Here is a 14,396-nt window from a genome sequence, read left to right on the forward strand (position 1 = left end):
CCCTTGCTGGTAAACTAATTAATATCCTGATGCAGCCGTTTGCGACTGATATCCCAACGTTTTCAGCAAATCAGCCAGCAGACTGGATGCACCAAAGCGGAATGTTTTGGCAGAAATCCACTCCTCACCCAGTACCGAGGCCGCCAGGGATAAATATTCAGCCGCCTGAACCGTATTTTTCACCCCTCCCGCAGCTTTAAAACCGACGGATGGGTTCTTCTCTTTAATCACCTGTAGCATGATTTTCGCCGCTTCCGGCGTTGCATTAACCGGTACTTTGCCGGTGGATGTCTTGATGAAATCAGCACCGGCAGCAATGGCAATCTCGGACGCCGTACGGATCAACGCCGGTATTTTCAGCTCGCCACTTTCGATGATGACTTTCAGCAATGCCTGTTCACCACAAACGGCTTTGCAGGCTTTCACCAGCTCAAAACCAACCGTCGTGTTGCCTGCCATCAGCGCACGATACGGAAAAACAACATCCACCTCATCAGCACCATACGCTACCGCCGCCCGGGTTTCAGCTACGGCAATCTCAATATCATCGTTACCATGCGGGAAATTGGTGACCGTCGCCACCTTTATTTCCGGGGCGCCGATGTCGCGCAATGTTTTACGGGCAACAGGAACAAAACGGGGATACACACAGACAGCAGCCGTATTTCCGGCCCGCGTTTTTGCCTGCCGGCACAACGCAATCACAACCGCATCGGTGTCGTTATCATTCAGGGTGGTCAGATCCATCAGTTGCAGTGCCCGTTGCGCGGTTTGTTGTAAATCAGGCATCCGTATCTCCAAATCAATCACACCGGACAATGCCCGGTCAAAGAGTCAAGGTTGTGTATTAAATGATAGCGGCTTTGCCGCCAGGCATCGTACCTGGAGGTGATAGCGCAATAGCAGTGCATTGCGCAGAACGGTAAGAATATCGTGAAAAAGCAGAGATAAAAACTGAGATTAGCCAGAAAAACGGAACATTTTTTCAGAATTAAACTCGATTTGCCGGATTAACTCCTCCTGCGAGGTGTTCCGCAACAGTGATAATTCCTGCAACACTTCCGGCAGATAAGCAGGCTCATTACGCTCCCCCTGGCGACCGGATAACGGCATCGTCGGACCATCTGTTTCCAGCAGCAGACTCTCTGCCGGCAGTTTGGCAACCGCCTTGCGGGTTTTATCCGCCCGTTCATAGGTAATCACACCACCAATGCCGAGCATAAATCCCATTTCAATAAATTGTTCTGCCTGCTGACGGGATCCGGAAAAGGCATGCCAGACACCACCACGCGGCAAATCAAATTGTTTGACGATCCGCAGCAGTTCATTGAAGGCTTTACGGCAATGCAAAATCACCGGCAACTGATACTGACTGGCCAGTGCCAGTTGTTTTTCCAGCATGTCTATTTGCAACGACATCGGCACATCCACCGCACCATCTAGGCCACACTCCCCGATTGCCACCAGCCCGACTGGACGCTGCTGTAAAAGACGTTCCAGCTCTGCAATGGCAGAATCATTTTCCTGCGCTAAAAACCACGGATGCAAACCGAACGCATAATAGAGACTGGGATATTGTTGATGCAGTACAGGTAATGCAAGCCAATAGGACGATCCAATGGCCGGGACAATCCAGCGGTTAACACCAGCCGCTTCACTGCGCGCCACGACCTGCGGCAGATCATCAGCATACTCCTGCAGATCAAGATGAATATGGGTGTCTGTCAGCATAATCCCAGCAATAAAAAAGGCCGTTGATACGGCCTTTATATGCTAATTAATCACGTTTTAGAAGCGCATTGAGGCTTTAACACCCACCTCAAAGGTCTCATTACCCGGTTCGTAATAACCAACATCCGAGAGATCCGATTTATCAATATTCCAGTAATCAATATACGGACCAACCGCTAAATCGTTAATGCGGTATAAGCTGGAAAATTTGATGCCATAGCCATTGTTCTGGGTATTTTCCGAACTGAATGAGCTATCTCCGGCAGAAATATCCGTATCCTGTTCACCCCGGATCAGATAATCGTACTCCAGTGTTGTTTCTAACTGAGACTGACTATCCAGCGCAGCCCGGTATATCAAACCAACGGGTAAATAGTAGTACTGACTGGTACGGTCGTAATCAAACGCCCCCGTTTCGTCATTACCACTCAGCTCGTTTCGTAAATGGCGGTAACCGAAGCCAATATAAGGCGCCAGGATACCCTCGGTGATAAAAAACTCTTTACCGAGCAACGGTCTGATTTCGTAATATAAATCGGAATTATCATCCAGATCTAATGAGTAACCGTTTGCTTCTGCCGAAGCATCAACCTGACCATAAGCCAGACGGCCATTTATTTTGAAAAACCAGTCGTTTTGCAACGCCATGGTGCTGGTGTAATCGACACCAATCTTGACGCCATCCAGTTCCGTACCGGTAAGCCGGTATTCATCATCAAGATTGACGTCAGATACTTCAAATTGATAGTAAGAGACACTGAGTCCCAGTTCCTGCCCTGTTTCAGTACGCAACGAATTCGCAGCAAAAACCTGGGAGGCACACAATACAGCTAACAGCGAGAGGGATGGTGCGAGCATTGTCTTCATGATACATCCTTACACAATAAGTAAAGAGGGGTAATATCAAGTGAGTTCTTATAAAAACAGCTCAGAGTTATCATTCATTTGAATCCACAAACAAACATCAGAATCATTTGAATAACTATAAAGATAGCAGCATTCGGACGATGCCCCCCGGAATCAGGGGGCAAAACTGCGAAATCAGGCAGGAATATTTAAAAGAAAGGGATCAATGCTCACGAGTCTTATGGAACTTCACATCCGGGTAACGTTCCATCGTCAGATTGAGGTTCACCATGGTCGGTGCAACATACGCCAGGTTATCACCGCCATCCAGTGCCAGGTTGAGTGCACACTTACGCTGGAATTCATCGAATTTCTTCGCATCGTCACAGGTAACCCAGCGCGCAGTCGAGACGTTGATGGTCTCGTAGATCGCTTCCACGTTGTATTCTGATTTCAGACGCGATACCACCACGTCAAACTGCAGCACACCGACCGCGCCCACGATCAGATCGTTGTTTTCGATCGGACGGAACACCTGCACGGCTCCTTCTTCCGACAACTGAACCAGCCCTTTCAGCAACTGTTTCTGCTTGAGCGGATCCTTCAGGCGGATACGGCGGAACAGTTCCGGCGCAAAGTTAGGAATACCGCTGAAATGCAGATCTTCACCCTGGGTGAAGGTATCCCCGATCTGAATGGTACCGTGGTTATGCAGACCGATAATATCGCCCGGATAGGCCTCTTCCGCCTGCTCACGATCGCCGGCCATGAAGGTCACCGCATCGGAGATATTCACATCCTTGCCAAGACGCACATGACGCATCTTCATGCCTTTTTCGTACTTACCGGACACCACACGCATGAAGGCGATACGGTCACGGTGTTTCGGATCCATGTTCGCCTGAATTTTAAAGACGAAACCGGCGAATTTCTCTTCGCTGGCTTCCACCATACGGGTATCGGTTTTGCGTGCCATTGGCGCCGGTGCCCATTCGGTCAGGCCATCCAGCATATGATCCACACCGAAGTTACCCAGCGCAGTACCGAAGAAGACCGGCGTCATTTCCCCTTTCAGGAATTCTTCCAGATCAAATTCGTGGGATGCGCCCTGTACCAACTCCAGCTCGTCACGCAGTTGCGCCGCCAGATCATCACCGACCGCCGCATCCAATTCCGGGTTGTTCAGCCCTTTAACGATGCGCACTTCCTGAATGGTGTGTCCCTGACCAGACTGATACAGATAGGTCTCATCTTTTGCCAGATGGTAAACCCCTTTGAAAAGCTTGCCACAGCCAATTGGCCAGGTGATCGGCGCACATTTGATTTTCAGTTCGTTCTCGACTTCATCCAGCAGCTCCATCGGATCGCGGATATCACGGTCAAGTTTGTTCATGAAAGTCAGGATCGGCGTATCACGCAGACGGGTTACTTCCATCAGTTTACGGGTACGATCCTCAACCCCTTTTGCCGCATCGATCACCATCAGGCAGCAGTCGACCGCCGTCAGTGTACGATAGGTATCTTCCGAGAAGTCTTCGTGACCCGGGGTATCCAGCAGGTTGACCAGACTGTCGCGATAAGGGAACTGCATCACGGAGGTGGTGATAGAAATACCACGCTGTTTTTCCATCTCCATCCAGTCAGATTTCGCATGCTGACCAGAGCCGCCACGGCCTTTTACCGTACCGGCAGTCTGAATCGCACGTCCGAATAACAGAACTTTTTCAGTAATGGTTGTTTTACCCGCATCCGGGTGTGAAATGATCGCGAAAGTACGGCGTTTACCCACTTCCTGAAGAAAATCTGGCATTTTCTGTCTCTGACTGGCTGGTTATACATCAAAACTGGGGGCGGATTATAAACCGTGTCGCTGATTTTTCCCATGATTGATGAACAACAGAAAAAAGCAGGCGACCTGCGCCTGCAAAGGTGGAATTACAGAAAACCGCTTCAGGCCGCCGCCGGGTTGTAACGTCCGGGTTTGTGGTTGGTCGCCAGCACCACATTGACGATGATGGCGGCAAATACCGACAGGGATAACACCGACCAGGAGGTCACCAGCGCAGAGGAAAGCACGATGGTGCAATCCAGCCCCATCTGGACTTTACCCGCGTTCAACCCGTAACGCTCCTGCAACCAGAGGCACAGAATGTTAAAACCGCCCAGGCTGGCACGGTGACGGAACAGGATCAGCAAGCCAATACCGATCAGTACGCTGCCCATCATTGCCGCATACAGCGGACGGATCTGGTTTAGCTGCAGCCATTGATGCAGGTGATCACCAAGGAAAGAGACAGCAGAGACGGCCACCAGCGTCTTGGCCACAAACAGGCCACCCAGACGCTTCCAGGCCAGCCAGTAAAAAGGCACGTTCAGCAGGAAAAACAGCTGTCCAAAACTCAGCGGTAACACCTTGTGCAGCAACAGCGCCAATCCGGCGGTTCCGCCGACAACCAGACCGGGCTGGTTAAAAAAGACAATTCCCAGAGAAATCAGACCGGTTGCCGTCAGCATGGCCAATACATCTTCGATCCAATTGTGTTGAACAGGCATCTCATTTCCATCAGGTAAACATAACCGCCGCCATGCTACCAAGATCACAGTTTTTACCCACCTTTTGCCGCTCAGAGCCAGAGCGCAGAGATGTAAACTTTCGAGGACAACAAACTCACCATAACGGTGCAAATTGCAGGCAGGTTATACAAGAAGAGAAAAAGTGGAGAGAATCAGAGAAAAGCAATTGATAATAGTTATCATTTGCAATATGATTATCTACATCGTTATGTTGAGCAATACTCTGTAGACCCACCCTTTTTCCTCCTCTGAAGGGTGACATTTTCGAGGCTGGCTAATCACCAGCCTCTTTTTTATCTGTCAGGAACGTCGTTGTCTTACGGCTTCAAACAGACAGATCCCGGTCGCGACTGATACGTTCAGACTGGAAACGGTGCCCGCCATCGGAATACTGATCAGCTCATCACAGTGCTCACGGGTCAGACGCCGCATGCCGTCGCCTTCTGCGCCCATCACCAGTGCCAGCGGACCGGTCAGTTTCGCCGCAAACACATCGTGCGTGGCTTCGCCGGCAGTGCCGACCACCCAGACACCGCGCTCTTTCAGCTCACGCAGAGTACGGGCGAGGTTTGTCACCTGAATAAACGGAACACTCTCCGCAGCACCACAGGCCACTTTACGCGCCGTACCGGTCAGACTGACCGATTTGTCCCGCGGCACAATCAGCGCATGCACGCCCGCCGCATCGGCAGTACGCAGACAGGCGCCCAGATTATGCGGATCGGTCACTCCATCCAATACCAGAAAAAAGGGTGTCTGCTCTTTCTCCAGAATCTTGTCCAGATCAGACTCATCCAGTTTACGGCCTTCACGCACACGAGCGATGATCCCCTGATGAATGGCCCCTTCGGCTTTGTCATCCAGTGTCTTGCGCTGCACATACTGAATGCTGACGCCATACTGCTGCAGAATGGCCAACAGCGGTTGCAGACGATCATCATCTCGTCCTTTCAGTACCCATGCTTCCAGAAAACGTTCCGGAGCAACCTCCAGCAACGCTTTTACCGCATGGATCCCGTAAATTAATTCGCTACTCATTTCTTCGCTTTTCCCTGACGTTTTTTACGATCGCTTTTCTTGGCAGATCGCGAACGCTCAATTTTATCACTGGCACCAGTACGATGTTTGCCTTTTTGCTTACGCTCTTTACCTGCCGGCGCTGATGCCTTTTCCTGATCAGCAGAAGCTTTACGCTGTTTACTGCGTTCGCGCTTATCCTGAATATCACTGAGCAGTTTCTGTTTTTTCTTCGCATCCTTACCGGTAAACACCAGTGGTTCTTCCACCAGCATCAGATCGATCTTGCGATCATCCAGATTGACACCCACTACCCTGACTTTCACCTTATCACCCAGACGATAAACGCGACGGAAATTTTCACCGATCAGAGTCTGCCGGGAAGGATCAAACTGGTAGTAGTCATTGGTCAGTGTGGAAACATGCACCAGCCCGTCGATGTTCAAATCGGCCAGACGAATAAAACAGCCGAATGACGTCACATTAGAGATCACGCCATCGAATTCAGATCCAACATGATCCTGCATGTATTCACATTTCAACCAGTCCGCCACATCCCGGGTCGCATCGTCTGCTCGTCGTTCGGTCATCGAACACTGCAGACCCATCGGGGAGATTTCATCATAGTTGTAATGATAACCACCGCCTGGCGTCCATTTATTTTTCGGATTTCCTTCCTGACGCGCCAGCTCATATTTGATGGCACGGTGCAGTAACAGATCCGGATAACGACGGATAGGCGATGTGAAATGCGCATAGGATTTCAGCGCCAGACCAAAGTGCCCGATATTGTCTGCACTGTATTGCGCCTGCTGCATGGAACGCAGCAGCATGGTATTGATCAGCTCCACATCCGGACGATCCTGAACCTGTGCGGCCAGGACAGCATAATCCATTGGCTCCGGTTCTTCCCCGCCTTTCAGCTCCAGACCCAATTCGGCCAGGAACTGGCGGAAAGTCTCCAGCTTCAGCTCGCCCGGACGATCATGCACACGGAACAGCGTTTCCGCTTCCTGTTTCTCAATAAACTTAGCGGCCGCCACGTTTGCCTGAATCATGCACTCTTCAATCAGTTTGTGCGCATCATTACGGATCAGCGGCACAATACGTTCGATTTTGCGCTGTGCGTTGAAAATAAAACGGGTTTCATCACTCTCGAATTCCACCGCACCACGCTGGTGACGTGCCGTTCTCAGCGCATGATACAGTTTGTGCAGCTCTTCAATGTGCGGCACTAGCTCGGCGTATTGTTCCCGTAATTTCAGATCGCCATCCAGGATTGCCGCCACCTTGGTATAGGTCAGACGGGCATGGGAATTCATGACGGCTTCATAGAATTTATAGCCGGATAAACGCCCGGCTTCGGAGATGGTCATTTCGCAGACCATACAAAGACGATCTACCTGCGGGTTCAGCGAGCACAAACCGTTAGAGAGCACTTCCGGCAACATCGGTACCACAAACTCAGGGAAATACACCGAGTTACCGCGGTTATACGCCTCATGGTCCAATGCGGCACCGGGACGCACATAATAAGAAACATCCGCAATAGCGACCCACAAGCGCCAGCCACCACTGCGTTTACGTTCACAGAATACGGCATCATCAAAATCGCGGGCATCTTCGCCATCAATGGTCACCAGCGGTAATTCGCGTAGATCGACTCGTCCGACCTTTGCTTCCTCAGGTACCTCTTCTGTCAGCGACTTGATCTGGTTAAGGACTTCCTGTGGCCATTCATGCGGTATCCCGAATTTGCGGATCGCAATATCGATCTCCATACCGGGATCCATATTGTCACCCAGTACTTCCAGGATCTGTCCCATTGCATTCAGGCGGCCAGTCGGGCGTTGTGTCACCCGCACCACCACGATCTGGCTCTGGCGCGCACCCAGCGTTGCATCAGGCGGTACCAGGATATCCTGGATAATACGGTTATCATCCGGCACCACAAAACCAACACCGTTTTCGACAAAGTAACGACCAACCAGATCCATATCCCGCGACTGCAGCAAACGTACCAGACGCGCTTCCTGCCGGCCTTTGGCATCCGTTTTGGTAGGCTGGACCAGTACATAATCACCATGCATCAGGCTGGCCATATCCCATTGATTCAGGAACAGGTCAGAACCGCCACTATCCGGGCGCAGGAAACCATATCCATCTTTATGGCCGATGACATAGCCTTTGATCAGATTCAGTTTATCCGGCAGCGCATAAGTCCGCCCACGGGTAAACACCAACTGTCCATCCCGCTCCATCGCGCGCAAGCGACGGCGCAGCCCTTCCAGCAGCTCCTCATCTGTCAGCATCAGTGTCTTTTCGATTTCATCGCGGGACATCGGACGGCCATTTTTTTCAATCAATGCCAGAATGAGTTCACGACTCGCGATAGGTTTTTCGTATTTTTCAGCTTCGCGTGCGGCGAAAGGATCTTTAGGGGACATAGAAGGCCTGCCATTGGCAATAAATAAAGTCTCAATGAGTATAGCGAAATCAATCACTTTTTGTCAGAACGACGCCATACTGAGTAGTAGCGGCATCATCCTGACGCTACGGTTTAAAAATTCTGCAGTTGCTGCTGACACAACTCGGCCAGACGCTGGTAACGGGCTTTAAGCGGCGAACCCGGGCGATAAATCAGGCCGATGGTTCTTTTGGGCTCAGGATCATGACAAGGCAGATAACACACCCCATCACGTATTCTTTCCTGCGGAACCGCCAGTTCAGGGATCAGTGTAATGCCGGCACCAGCCGCGACCATGTTGCGTAATGTTTCCAGACTGGTTGCCCGGAAATGAGTGTCTTCCCGTGCTCCGGCAGCAAAACAAAAGCCCAGCGCTTGCTCACGTAAACAATGACCGTCCTCGAGCATCAGCAGCTGTTGCCCGGACAGTTCAGTCATCGCAACCTGCTCACGCTGCGCCCATACATGATCGGCAGCGATAGCAAGATACATCCCCTCATCAAATACCGGTATTTCAATGAATGATGCCGTTTCTTTGACCAGGGCCAGCAAAGCGCAGTCCAGTTCACCATTTTCCAGCTGAGCCACAATCTGGTGAGTCTGAGCTTCGTGCAGATAGATTTCCAGTTCCGGAAACTCATGACGAATCGCCGGAATAATATGCGGTAACAAATAAGGACCCACGGTAGGAATCAGGCCAATATGTAATGGTCCGGCCATCTCTTCCGTGTGTTGCTGCGCCATTTCCTTCAGCAGACGGGCCTCTTCCAGGACACGTCTGGCCTGAGCGACCAATTGCAATCCTGACGCGGTAAACAACACCTTGCGGCTGGTTCGCTCCAGCAGAACGACACCTAATTCATCTTCCAATTTACGGATTTGTCCGCTTAACGTCGGCTGACTGACATAACAGGCTTCAGCCGCCAACCGAAAATGCTGGTGTTCAGCCAAAGCAACCAGATATTCCAGATCGCGTAGATTCATTGTGCATTCCGATAGATTTTAACTATCAAAAGAATAACAAGTAGTGGCTATAGCTATCAATAAGCTATCCATATTATCACCTTAGACGGTCTATACTTGCTGAACAACTTTTTAACGTTCATTTAATCTTCCGGTATTAGTCTGTGTCCGATAGCCGATACTGTTTCCAAGGAATCCGAGATGAAAAAAAGTCTAACGTTACTGTCATCTGTATTGCTGACCTCCGCGGTATTGATTGCGCCGGCATTTGCCGCGGTTGATGTCGAAGATGCCATGAAAGATATGAGCAAAAGTTATCGTCTGGTCATGAATGCCGACGATGCGGCCAGTCTGAAAAAAGATTTGGCCACATTCCGTGCCGCAGCGGTTGAGGCGCAGTCAGGTATACCAGATAAAATGAAAAAACAGCCTGCAGACAGCACTGAGCGTAAAATTTACGCAGAAGGGATACAGAAACTGATTAATCAGGTAGATGTTGTCAGCAAACTGGCTGATGAAGGTAAAGTGCCAGAAGCAAAAGCTGAAGCAGCCAAACTGAAAGAACTCATGAAAGAATATCACTCAAAGCTTGGAGTATAATCTTGATAAAACCAAAAAAGCCGTTGTTTTACAACGGCTTTTATATCTGACAGAGACGGATATTATCGATTAATATAACTCAGGAAATCCGTTTCCAGTTGTCCGTTAGAAACACAAACCGGGGTAACAGAAGGCGCTGCGACTTTTTCGCCATTACCTTCAAGATAAGAAACGGTAGTTGTGCCTTTCAGATTAATAGACGCAACAGATTTATCGGCATTCTGCGTGATCATGAGATTAATCTTAACGGCTGGTTGTTCGATACTGACGCGGGAACCGCCCTTACCACAATCCAGATATTTTAAGCCGTCAACATAACTTTCCTGAGAAGCTGACAATACTCCGCCCGTGACTTCACCCTGACCTTCAAAGCCTTTCTCAGCCAGCCAGCGTTGAGCGCGTCCCCACAATAAATCATATGGGACATTAACTTCAGTACTGGTTTGTACAGGTACAGCCGTCGGCGGTGTATAGCGATATTGCTCGGATACCCCACTGGAACCTGAACAACCTGCTAACAGCAGAACCATGGAGACACCAATACAACCAAGCGTTTTGTTCATAAATATACCCTAATTAACCATTATCTGTTGCTGCCAGAAACGAAGGTATTGTCTAACAAGGTACATTATTTGGCTAGTTTTATTTGGACAATTACTATTAGCGATTCAACAACATACCAGTTTCTAACTCTCGTTCTCTCTGGCATTCAGCTAAATATATTGCTCCAAGCACAGAAGGTTTTTGATGATATTGATCTATCGCTCTTTCAACCATCAATGTTAACGTCTGCTGTGTTTTCGCCATACGAAATCTTCGTAACCACATATCTTTTGATTCCAGATCCTGCGGTTCGGTTATATCTTCTTGTTTTTTAGATACCATATATTGTCTTAAAGTAGTTATATAATGAAGCCGGACTATATATTTTAATAATCCGGCCGGAATAATTAACGTTTACTTACAAAACCAATTGCATCAAATACTCGACGCATTGTTTCATCCGCCCGCACCTGCGCTTTTTCAGCACCCTGCTGCAGAATCGCCAGCAAAGCCGGCTCATCAGAACGGAACTCCTGATAACGCTGCTGAATAGGTTCCAGCAGTGCAACAACAGCCTCTGCAGCCTCGGTTTTCAAATGACCGTACATCTTTCCTTCAAAGTGTGCTTCCAGTTCGGCAATAGACCGGCCGGTCGCACCATGCATCAGGCTCAGCAAGTTACTGACCCCAGCCTTATTTTCAATATCAAACCGGACAACTGGCGGATCTTCGGAATCAGTGACTGCTTTTTTCAGTTTCTTGGTAATAGATTTAGGATCTTCCAATAAACCAATCACATTGTTCTGATTATCATCCGATTTCGACATTTTCTTCGTCGGATCCTGCAGGCTCATTACTTTCGCACCCTGAGGCGGAATAAATGGTTCAGGCGTAGTAAATACATTGCCGTAAATGGAATTAAAACGGTATGCGATATCACGGGTTAATTCAAGATGCTGTTTTTGATCCTGACCAACCGGAACCTGATTCGCCTGATATAACAAAATATCAGCCGCCATTAATACCGGATAATCAAATAAACCTACGCTGACATTATTTTCATAACGTTGTGATTTATCTTTAAACTGCGTCATACGGGATAATTCACCCATTTGAGTATAGCAATTTAATATCCAGCCTAATTCGGCATGCTGCGGCACATGCGACTGCATAAATACAGTGCTTTTTGCCGGGTCAATCCCAACCGCCAGGTATAAAGCTGCGGTATCCAGACAAGCTTTACGTAAAACCTGTGGATCCTGACGTACAGTAATGGCATGTAAATCCACTATACAATACAGACAATCATAATCATCCTGCATCTGAACCCATTGACGCAGTGCACCCATGTAGTTACCAATGGTCAACTGTCCTGAAGGCTGAGCTCCGCTCAATACGATTGGTTTTGCCATTTCAATTCCTTACTTCAGCGCTAAGCAACGACGCTAATTCATCAAAGCGATGTAACACCCAGTCTGGCTGACTGGCTTCTATTGGTTCACCATGGTTATACCCATAACTTAAACCAACAACAGGCATACCTGCCGCGCGAGCAGCCTGAATATCATTTTTAGAATCACCAACCATCAGCGTCTCGGCAGGTGTTACACGAAATTTTTCACATAAATAATGCAGCGGCATCGGATCCGGTTTTTTAACCGGTAAACATCCGCCCCCTAAGGTATAGGCAAAGAAGTGAGCTATTCCGGCTGACTGCAACAACGGTTGCACAAACTCATCGGGCTTATTGGTTACCACCGCCATCGTGTAACCCGCCTGACCGAGTACAGATAGCGTTTCCGGAACCGCAGGGTAAAGGGAGTAATCCTTATCAATACCCGTCTGGTAATGTTGATCAAAATCAGCCTTTACCTGCCGGAACAATACTTCATCCACTTCATTGAAGTGATACTGGCGCGACATTGCCCGTTTCAGCAGAATATCAGCACCATTACCAATCCACTCCCTGACCTGTTCAATAGTAACAGCCGGTAATTGATTGTCTTTTAATGCGGCCTGAACTGCCAGATACAGTTGTGGCACGCTGTCAATCAACGTGCCATCAAGATCAAACAGAATAACTTTTATATCTTTTAAATCAGACATTTGCAGAGTCCAATTCCTGGCGCAGCTGAGCAATAACTGCAGCATAATCAGGCTGATCAAAAATCGCAGAACCCGCAACAAACATATCCGCACCGGCTTCAGCAATCTGACGGATATTATCCGCTTTCACACCGCCATCGACTTCCAGACGGATATCCCGTCCACTTTCCTGGATACGCTGACGCACCTGACGTAATTTATCCAGTGTAGCCGGGATAAAGCTCTGACCACCGAACCCTGGGTTAACTGACATCAGCAGAATAATATCCAGTTTATCCATGACATGATCCAGATAATGTAATGACGTCGCCGGATTCAGTACCAGACCAGCCTGGCACCCATGATCCTTGATCAGTTGCAAAGTACGATCGATGTGGTCAGAAGCTTCCGGATGAAAAGTAATGATGGATGCCCCTGCTTTGGCAAAATCCGGAATAATGCGATCCACAGGCTTGACCATCAAATGAACGTCAATTGGTGCTGTAACACCATAATTCCGTAATGCCTTACATACCATCGGACCTATTGTCAGATTCGGAACATAATGGTTATCCATCACGTCAAAATGAACAACATCAGCACCCGCTGCCAGCACATTGGCAACATCTTCACCTAAACGGGCAAAGTCTGCAGAAAGAATTGAAGGAGCAATCAGATATGGTTTCATATTCATTGGTCTTTAAGGTTATCCAGCCTTTCTGGCCAGTCGGTGTGGTTCATAACGGGCAATTAATTCAGCAACCCGCTGCCGGGAATGTCCTGCCCGGCTAATGGTTCGTTTTACCTGTAACTCATGCAACGAAGCATGTTTATACAAGTCGTATGTCAGATCAGTGGCATGATTACTGATCAATACCGGAATCCGTTTTTCTGAAGCTGCCTGCCAGGCCAGTTCCGCCAGGTGACGCTGTTCATTTTCACTGAACCCCTTGGCCGCATAGCTGGTAAAGCTGGCGCTTGCTGATAATGGCACATATGGCGGATCACAATAAACCACATGATCCTGCTCCAGCATGGCAAACGTTTCCATAAAAGGCTGACAGACAAACGTTGCTTTTTGCGCTTTTTCGGCAAAAAACCATAACTCTGACTCAGGGAAATAGGGCTTCTTATAACGGCCAAAAGGCACATTAAACCCGCCTTTCCGGTTATAGCGGCACAAACCGTTATAACCATGCCGGTTCAGATACAGAAACAAGGCTGCCCGCCACTGTGTCTCGGTTGTACTGTTAAATTCATCTCGCAGCTGAAAGTAACGCTCACGCTGATTATTTTTTTCATTAAATAAGCTTTTGGCTACACGAATAAAAGCATCAGGTTCAGACTTCAGCAAATTATACAGTGCGATCAAATCCGGATTGATATCAGCAAGCAGGTAAGCCTCATAATCCGTATTCAGAAATACAGATCCCGCACCGACAAAAGGCTCAACCAATACCTTACCTTGCGGCAAATATTGTGCGATCGACTCGATCAGGCCGTATTTTCCACCAGCCCATTTTAAAAAAGCCCGCTGTTTTTTCATGACACAGCAAAGCTCCATGCAGGA

The 14,396-nt window shown here is 48.7% G+C and carries 15 protein-coding genes; 1 reads left to right on the forward strand and 14 read right to left on the reverse strand.

Annotated features, from left to right (window positions below; all coding sequences use genetic code 11):
* Window positions 1-18: 18 nt before the first annotated feature.
* The 8 genes from deoC to oxyR form a co-directional block, all read right to left on the reverse strand.
* Window positions 19-789 (reverse strand): deoxyribose-phosphate aldolase, encoded by a 771-nt coding sequence (deoC, locus tag HNR75_RS05300; RefSeq protein ID WP_188025965.1) that lies wholly within the window; start codon window positions 787-789, stop codon window positions 19-21.
* Window positions 790-960: 171 nt separating this feature from the next.
* Complete coding sequence (locus tag HNR75_RS05305) at window positions 961-1,731, reverse strand: TatD family hydrolase (RefSeq protein ID WP_188025966.1); 771 nt, start codon at window positions 1,729-1,731, stop codon at window positions 961-963.
* 57 nt (window positions 1,732-1,788) lie between these two features.
* Window positions 1,789-2,598 carry an outer membrane beta-barrel protein gene (locus HNR75_RS05310; RefSeq protein ID WP_188025967.1) on the reverse strand — a complete coding sequence of 270 codons (810 nt, stop codon included), beginning with the start codon at window positions 2,596-2,598 and terminating at the stop codon, window positions 1,789-1,791.
* 202 nt (window positions 2,599-2,800) lie between these two features.
* Window positions 2,801-4,387: a peptide chain release factor 3 gene (gene prfC, locus HNR75_RS05315; protein ID WP_188025968.1), complete on the reverse strand. Its 1,587-nt coding sequence runs from the start codon at window positions 4,385-4,387 to the stop codon at window positions 2,801-2,803.
* A 140-nt stretch (window positions 4,388-4,527) separates the two neighbouring features.
* The gene (locus HNR75_RS05320) at window positions 4,528-5,130 is read right to left on the reverse strand and encodes a YitT family protein (RefSeq protein ID WP_188025969.1); all 603 of its coding nucleotides are present in this window, start codon (window positions 5,128-5,130) and stop codon (window positions 4,528-4,530) included.
* Between the two features lie 321 nt (window positions 5,131-5,451).
* Window positions 5,452-6,189 carry a 23S rRNA (guanosine(2251)-2'-O)-methyltransferase RlmB gene (gene rlmB, locus HNR75_RS05325; RefSeq protein ID WP_188025970.1) on the reverse strand — a complete coding sequence of 246 codons (738 nt, stop codon included), beginning with the start codon at window positions 6,187-6,189 and terminating at the stop codon, window positions 5,452-5,454.
* A complete protein-coding gene (gene rnr / locus HNR75_RS05330) occupies window positions 6,186-8,615 on the reverse strand; it encodes a ribonuclease R (RefSeq protein WP_188025971.1) in 2,430 nt (809 codons plus the stop codon). The genes rlmB and rnr overlap by 4 nt, the downstream gene beginning before the upstream one ends.
* Window positions 8,616-8,728: 113 nt before the next feature.
* Complete coding sequence (gene oxyR / locus HNR75_RS05335) at window positions 8,729-9,619, reverse strand: DNA-binding transcriptional regulator OxyR (protein ID WP_188025972.1); 891 nt, start codon at window positions 9,617-9,619, stop codon at window positions 8,729-8,731.
* Between the two features lie 180 nt (window positions 9,620-9,799).
* Here oxyR and HNR75_RS05340 point away from each other — a divergent pair, with 180 nt between their 5' ends.
* Complete coding sequence (locus tag HNR75_RS05340; protein WP_188025973.1) at window positions 9,800-10,198, forward strand: cytochrome b562; 399 nt, start codon at window positions 9,800-9,802, stop codon at window positions 10,196-10,198.
* A 62-nt stretch (window positions 10,199-10,260) separates the two neighbouring features.
* Here HNR75_RS05340 and HNR75_RS05345 read toward each other — a convergent pair whose 3' ends face one another.
* From HNR75_RS05345 to HNR75_RS05370, 6 genes are all read right to left on the reverse strand, one after another.
* Entirely contained in the window at window positions 10,261-10,761 is a 501-nt protein-coding gene (locus tag HNR75_RS05345; protein WP_188025974.1) for a hypothetical protein, read from the reverse strand.
* Window positions 10,762-10,858: 97 nt separating this feature from the next.
* A complete protein-coding gene (locus tag HNR75_RS05350) occupies window positions 10,859-11,083 on the reverse strand; it encodes a hypothetical protein (RefSeq protein WP_188025975.1) in 225 nt (74 codons plus the stop codon).
* 65 nt (window positions 11,084-11,148) lie between these two features.
* A complete protein-coding gene (trpS, locus tag HNR75_RS05355) occupies window positions 11,149-12,153 on the reverse strand; it encodes a tryptophan--tRNA ligase (RefSeq protein WP_188025976.1) in 1,005 nt (334 codons plus the stop codon).
* 1 nt (window position 12,154) lies between these two features.
* Window positions 12,155-12,847 carry a phosphoglycolate phosphatase gene (locus HNR75_RS05360; RefSeq protein WP_188025977.1) on the reverse strand — a complete coding sequence of 231 codons (693 nt, stop codon included), beginning with the start codon at window positions 12,845-12,847 and terminating at the stop codon, window positions 12,155-12,157.
* Complete coding sequence (rpe, locus tag HNR75_RS05365; protein ID WP_188025978.1) at window positions 12,840-13,514, reverse strand: ribulose-phosphate 3-epimerase; 675 nt, start codon at window positions 13,512-13,514, stop codon at window positions 12,840-12,842. The genes HNR75_RS05360 and rpe overlap by 8 nt, the downstream gene beginning before the upstream one ends.
* 18 nt (window positions 13,515-13,532) lie before the next feature.
* Entirely contained in the window at window positions 13,533-14,372 is an 840-nt protein-coding gene (locus HNR75_RS05370; protein WP_188025979.1) for a Dam family site-specific DNA-(adenine-N6)-methyltransferase, read from the reverse strand.
* Window positions 14,373-14,396: the final 24 nt, after the last annotated feature.

This window comes from Tolumonas osonensis (assembly GCF_014202415.1).
Taxonomy (GTDB): Bacteria; Pseudomonadota; Gammaproteobacteria; order Enterobacterales; family Aeromonadaceae; genus Tolumonas; species Tolumonas osonensis.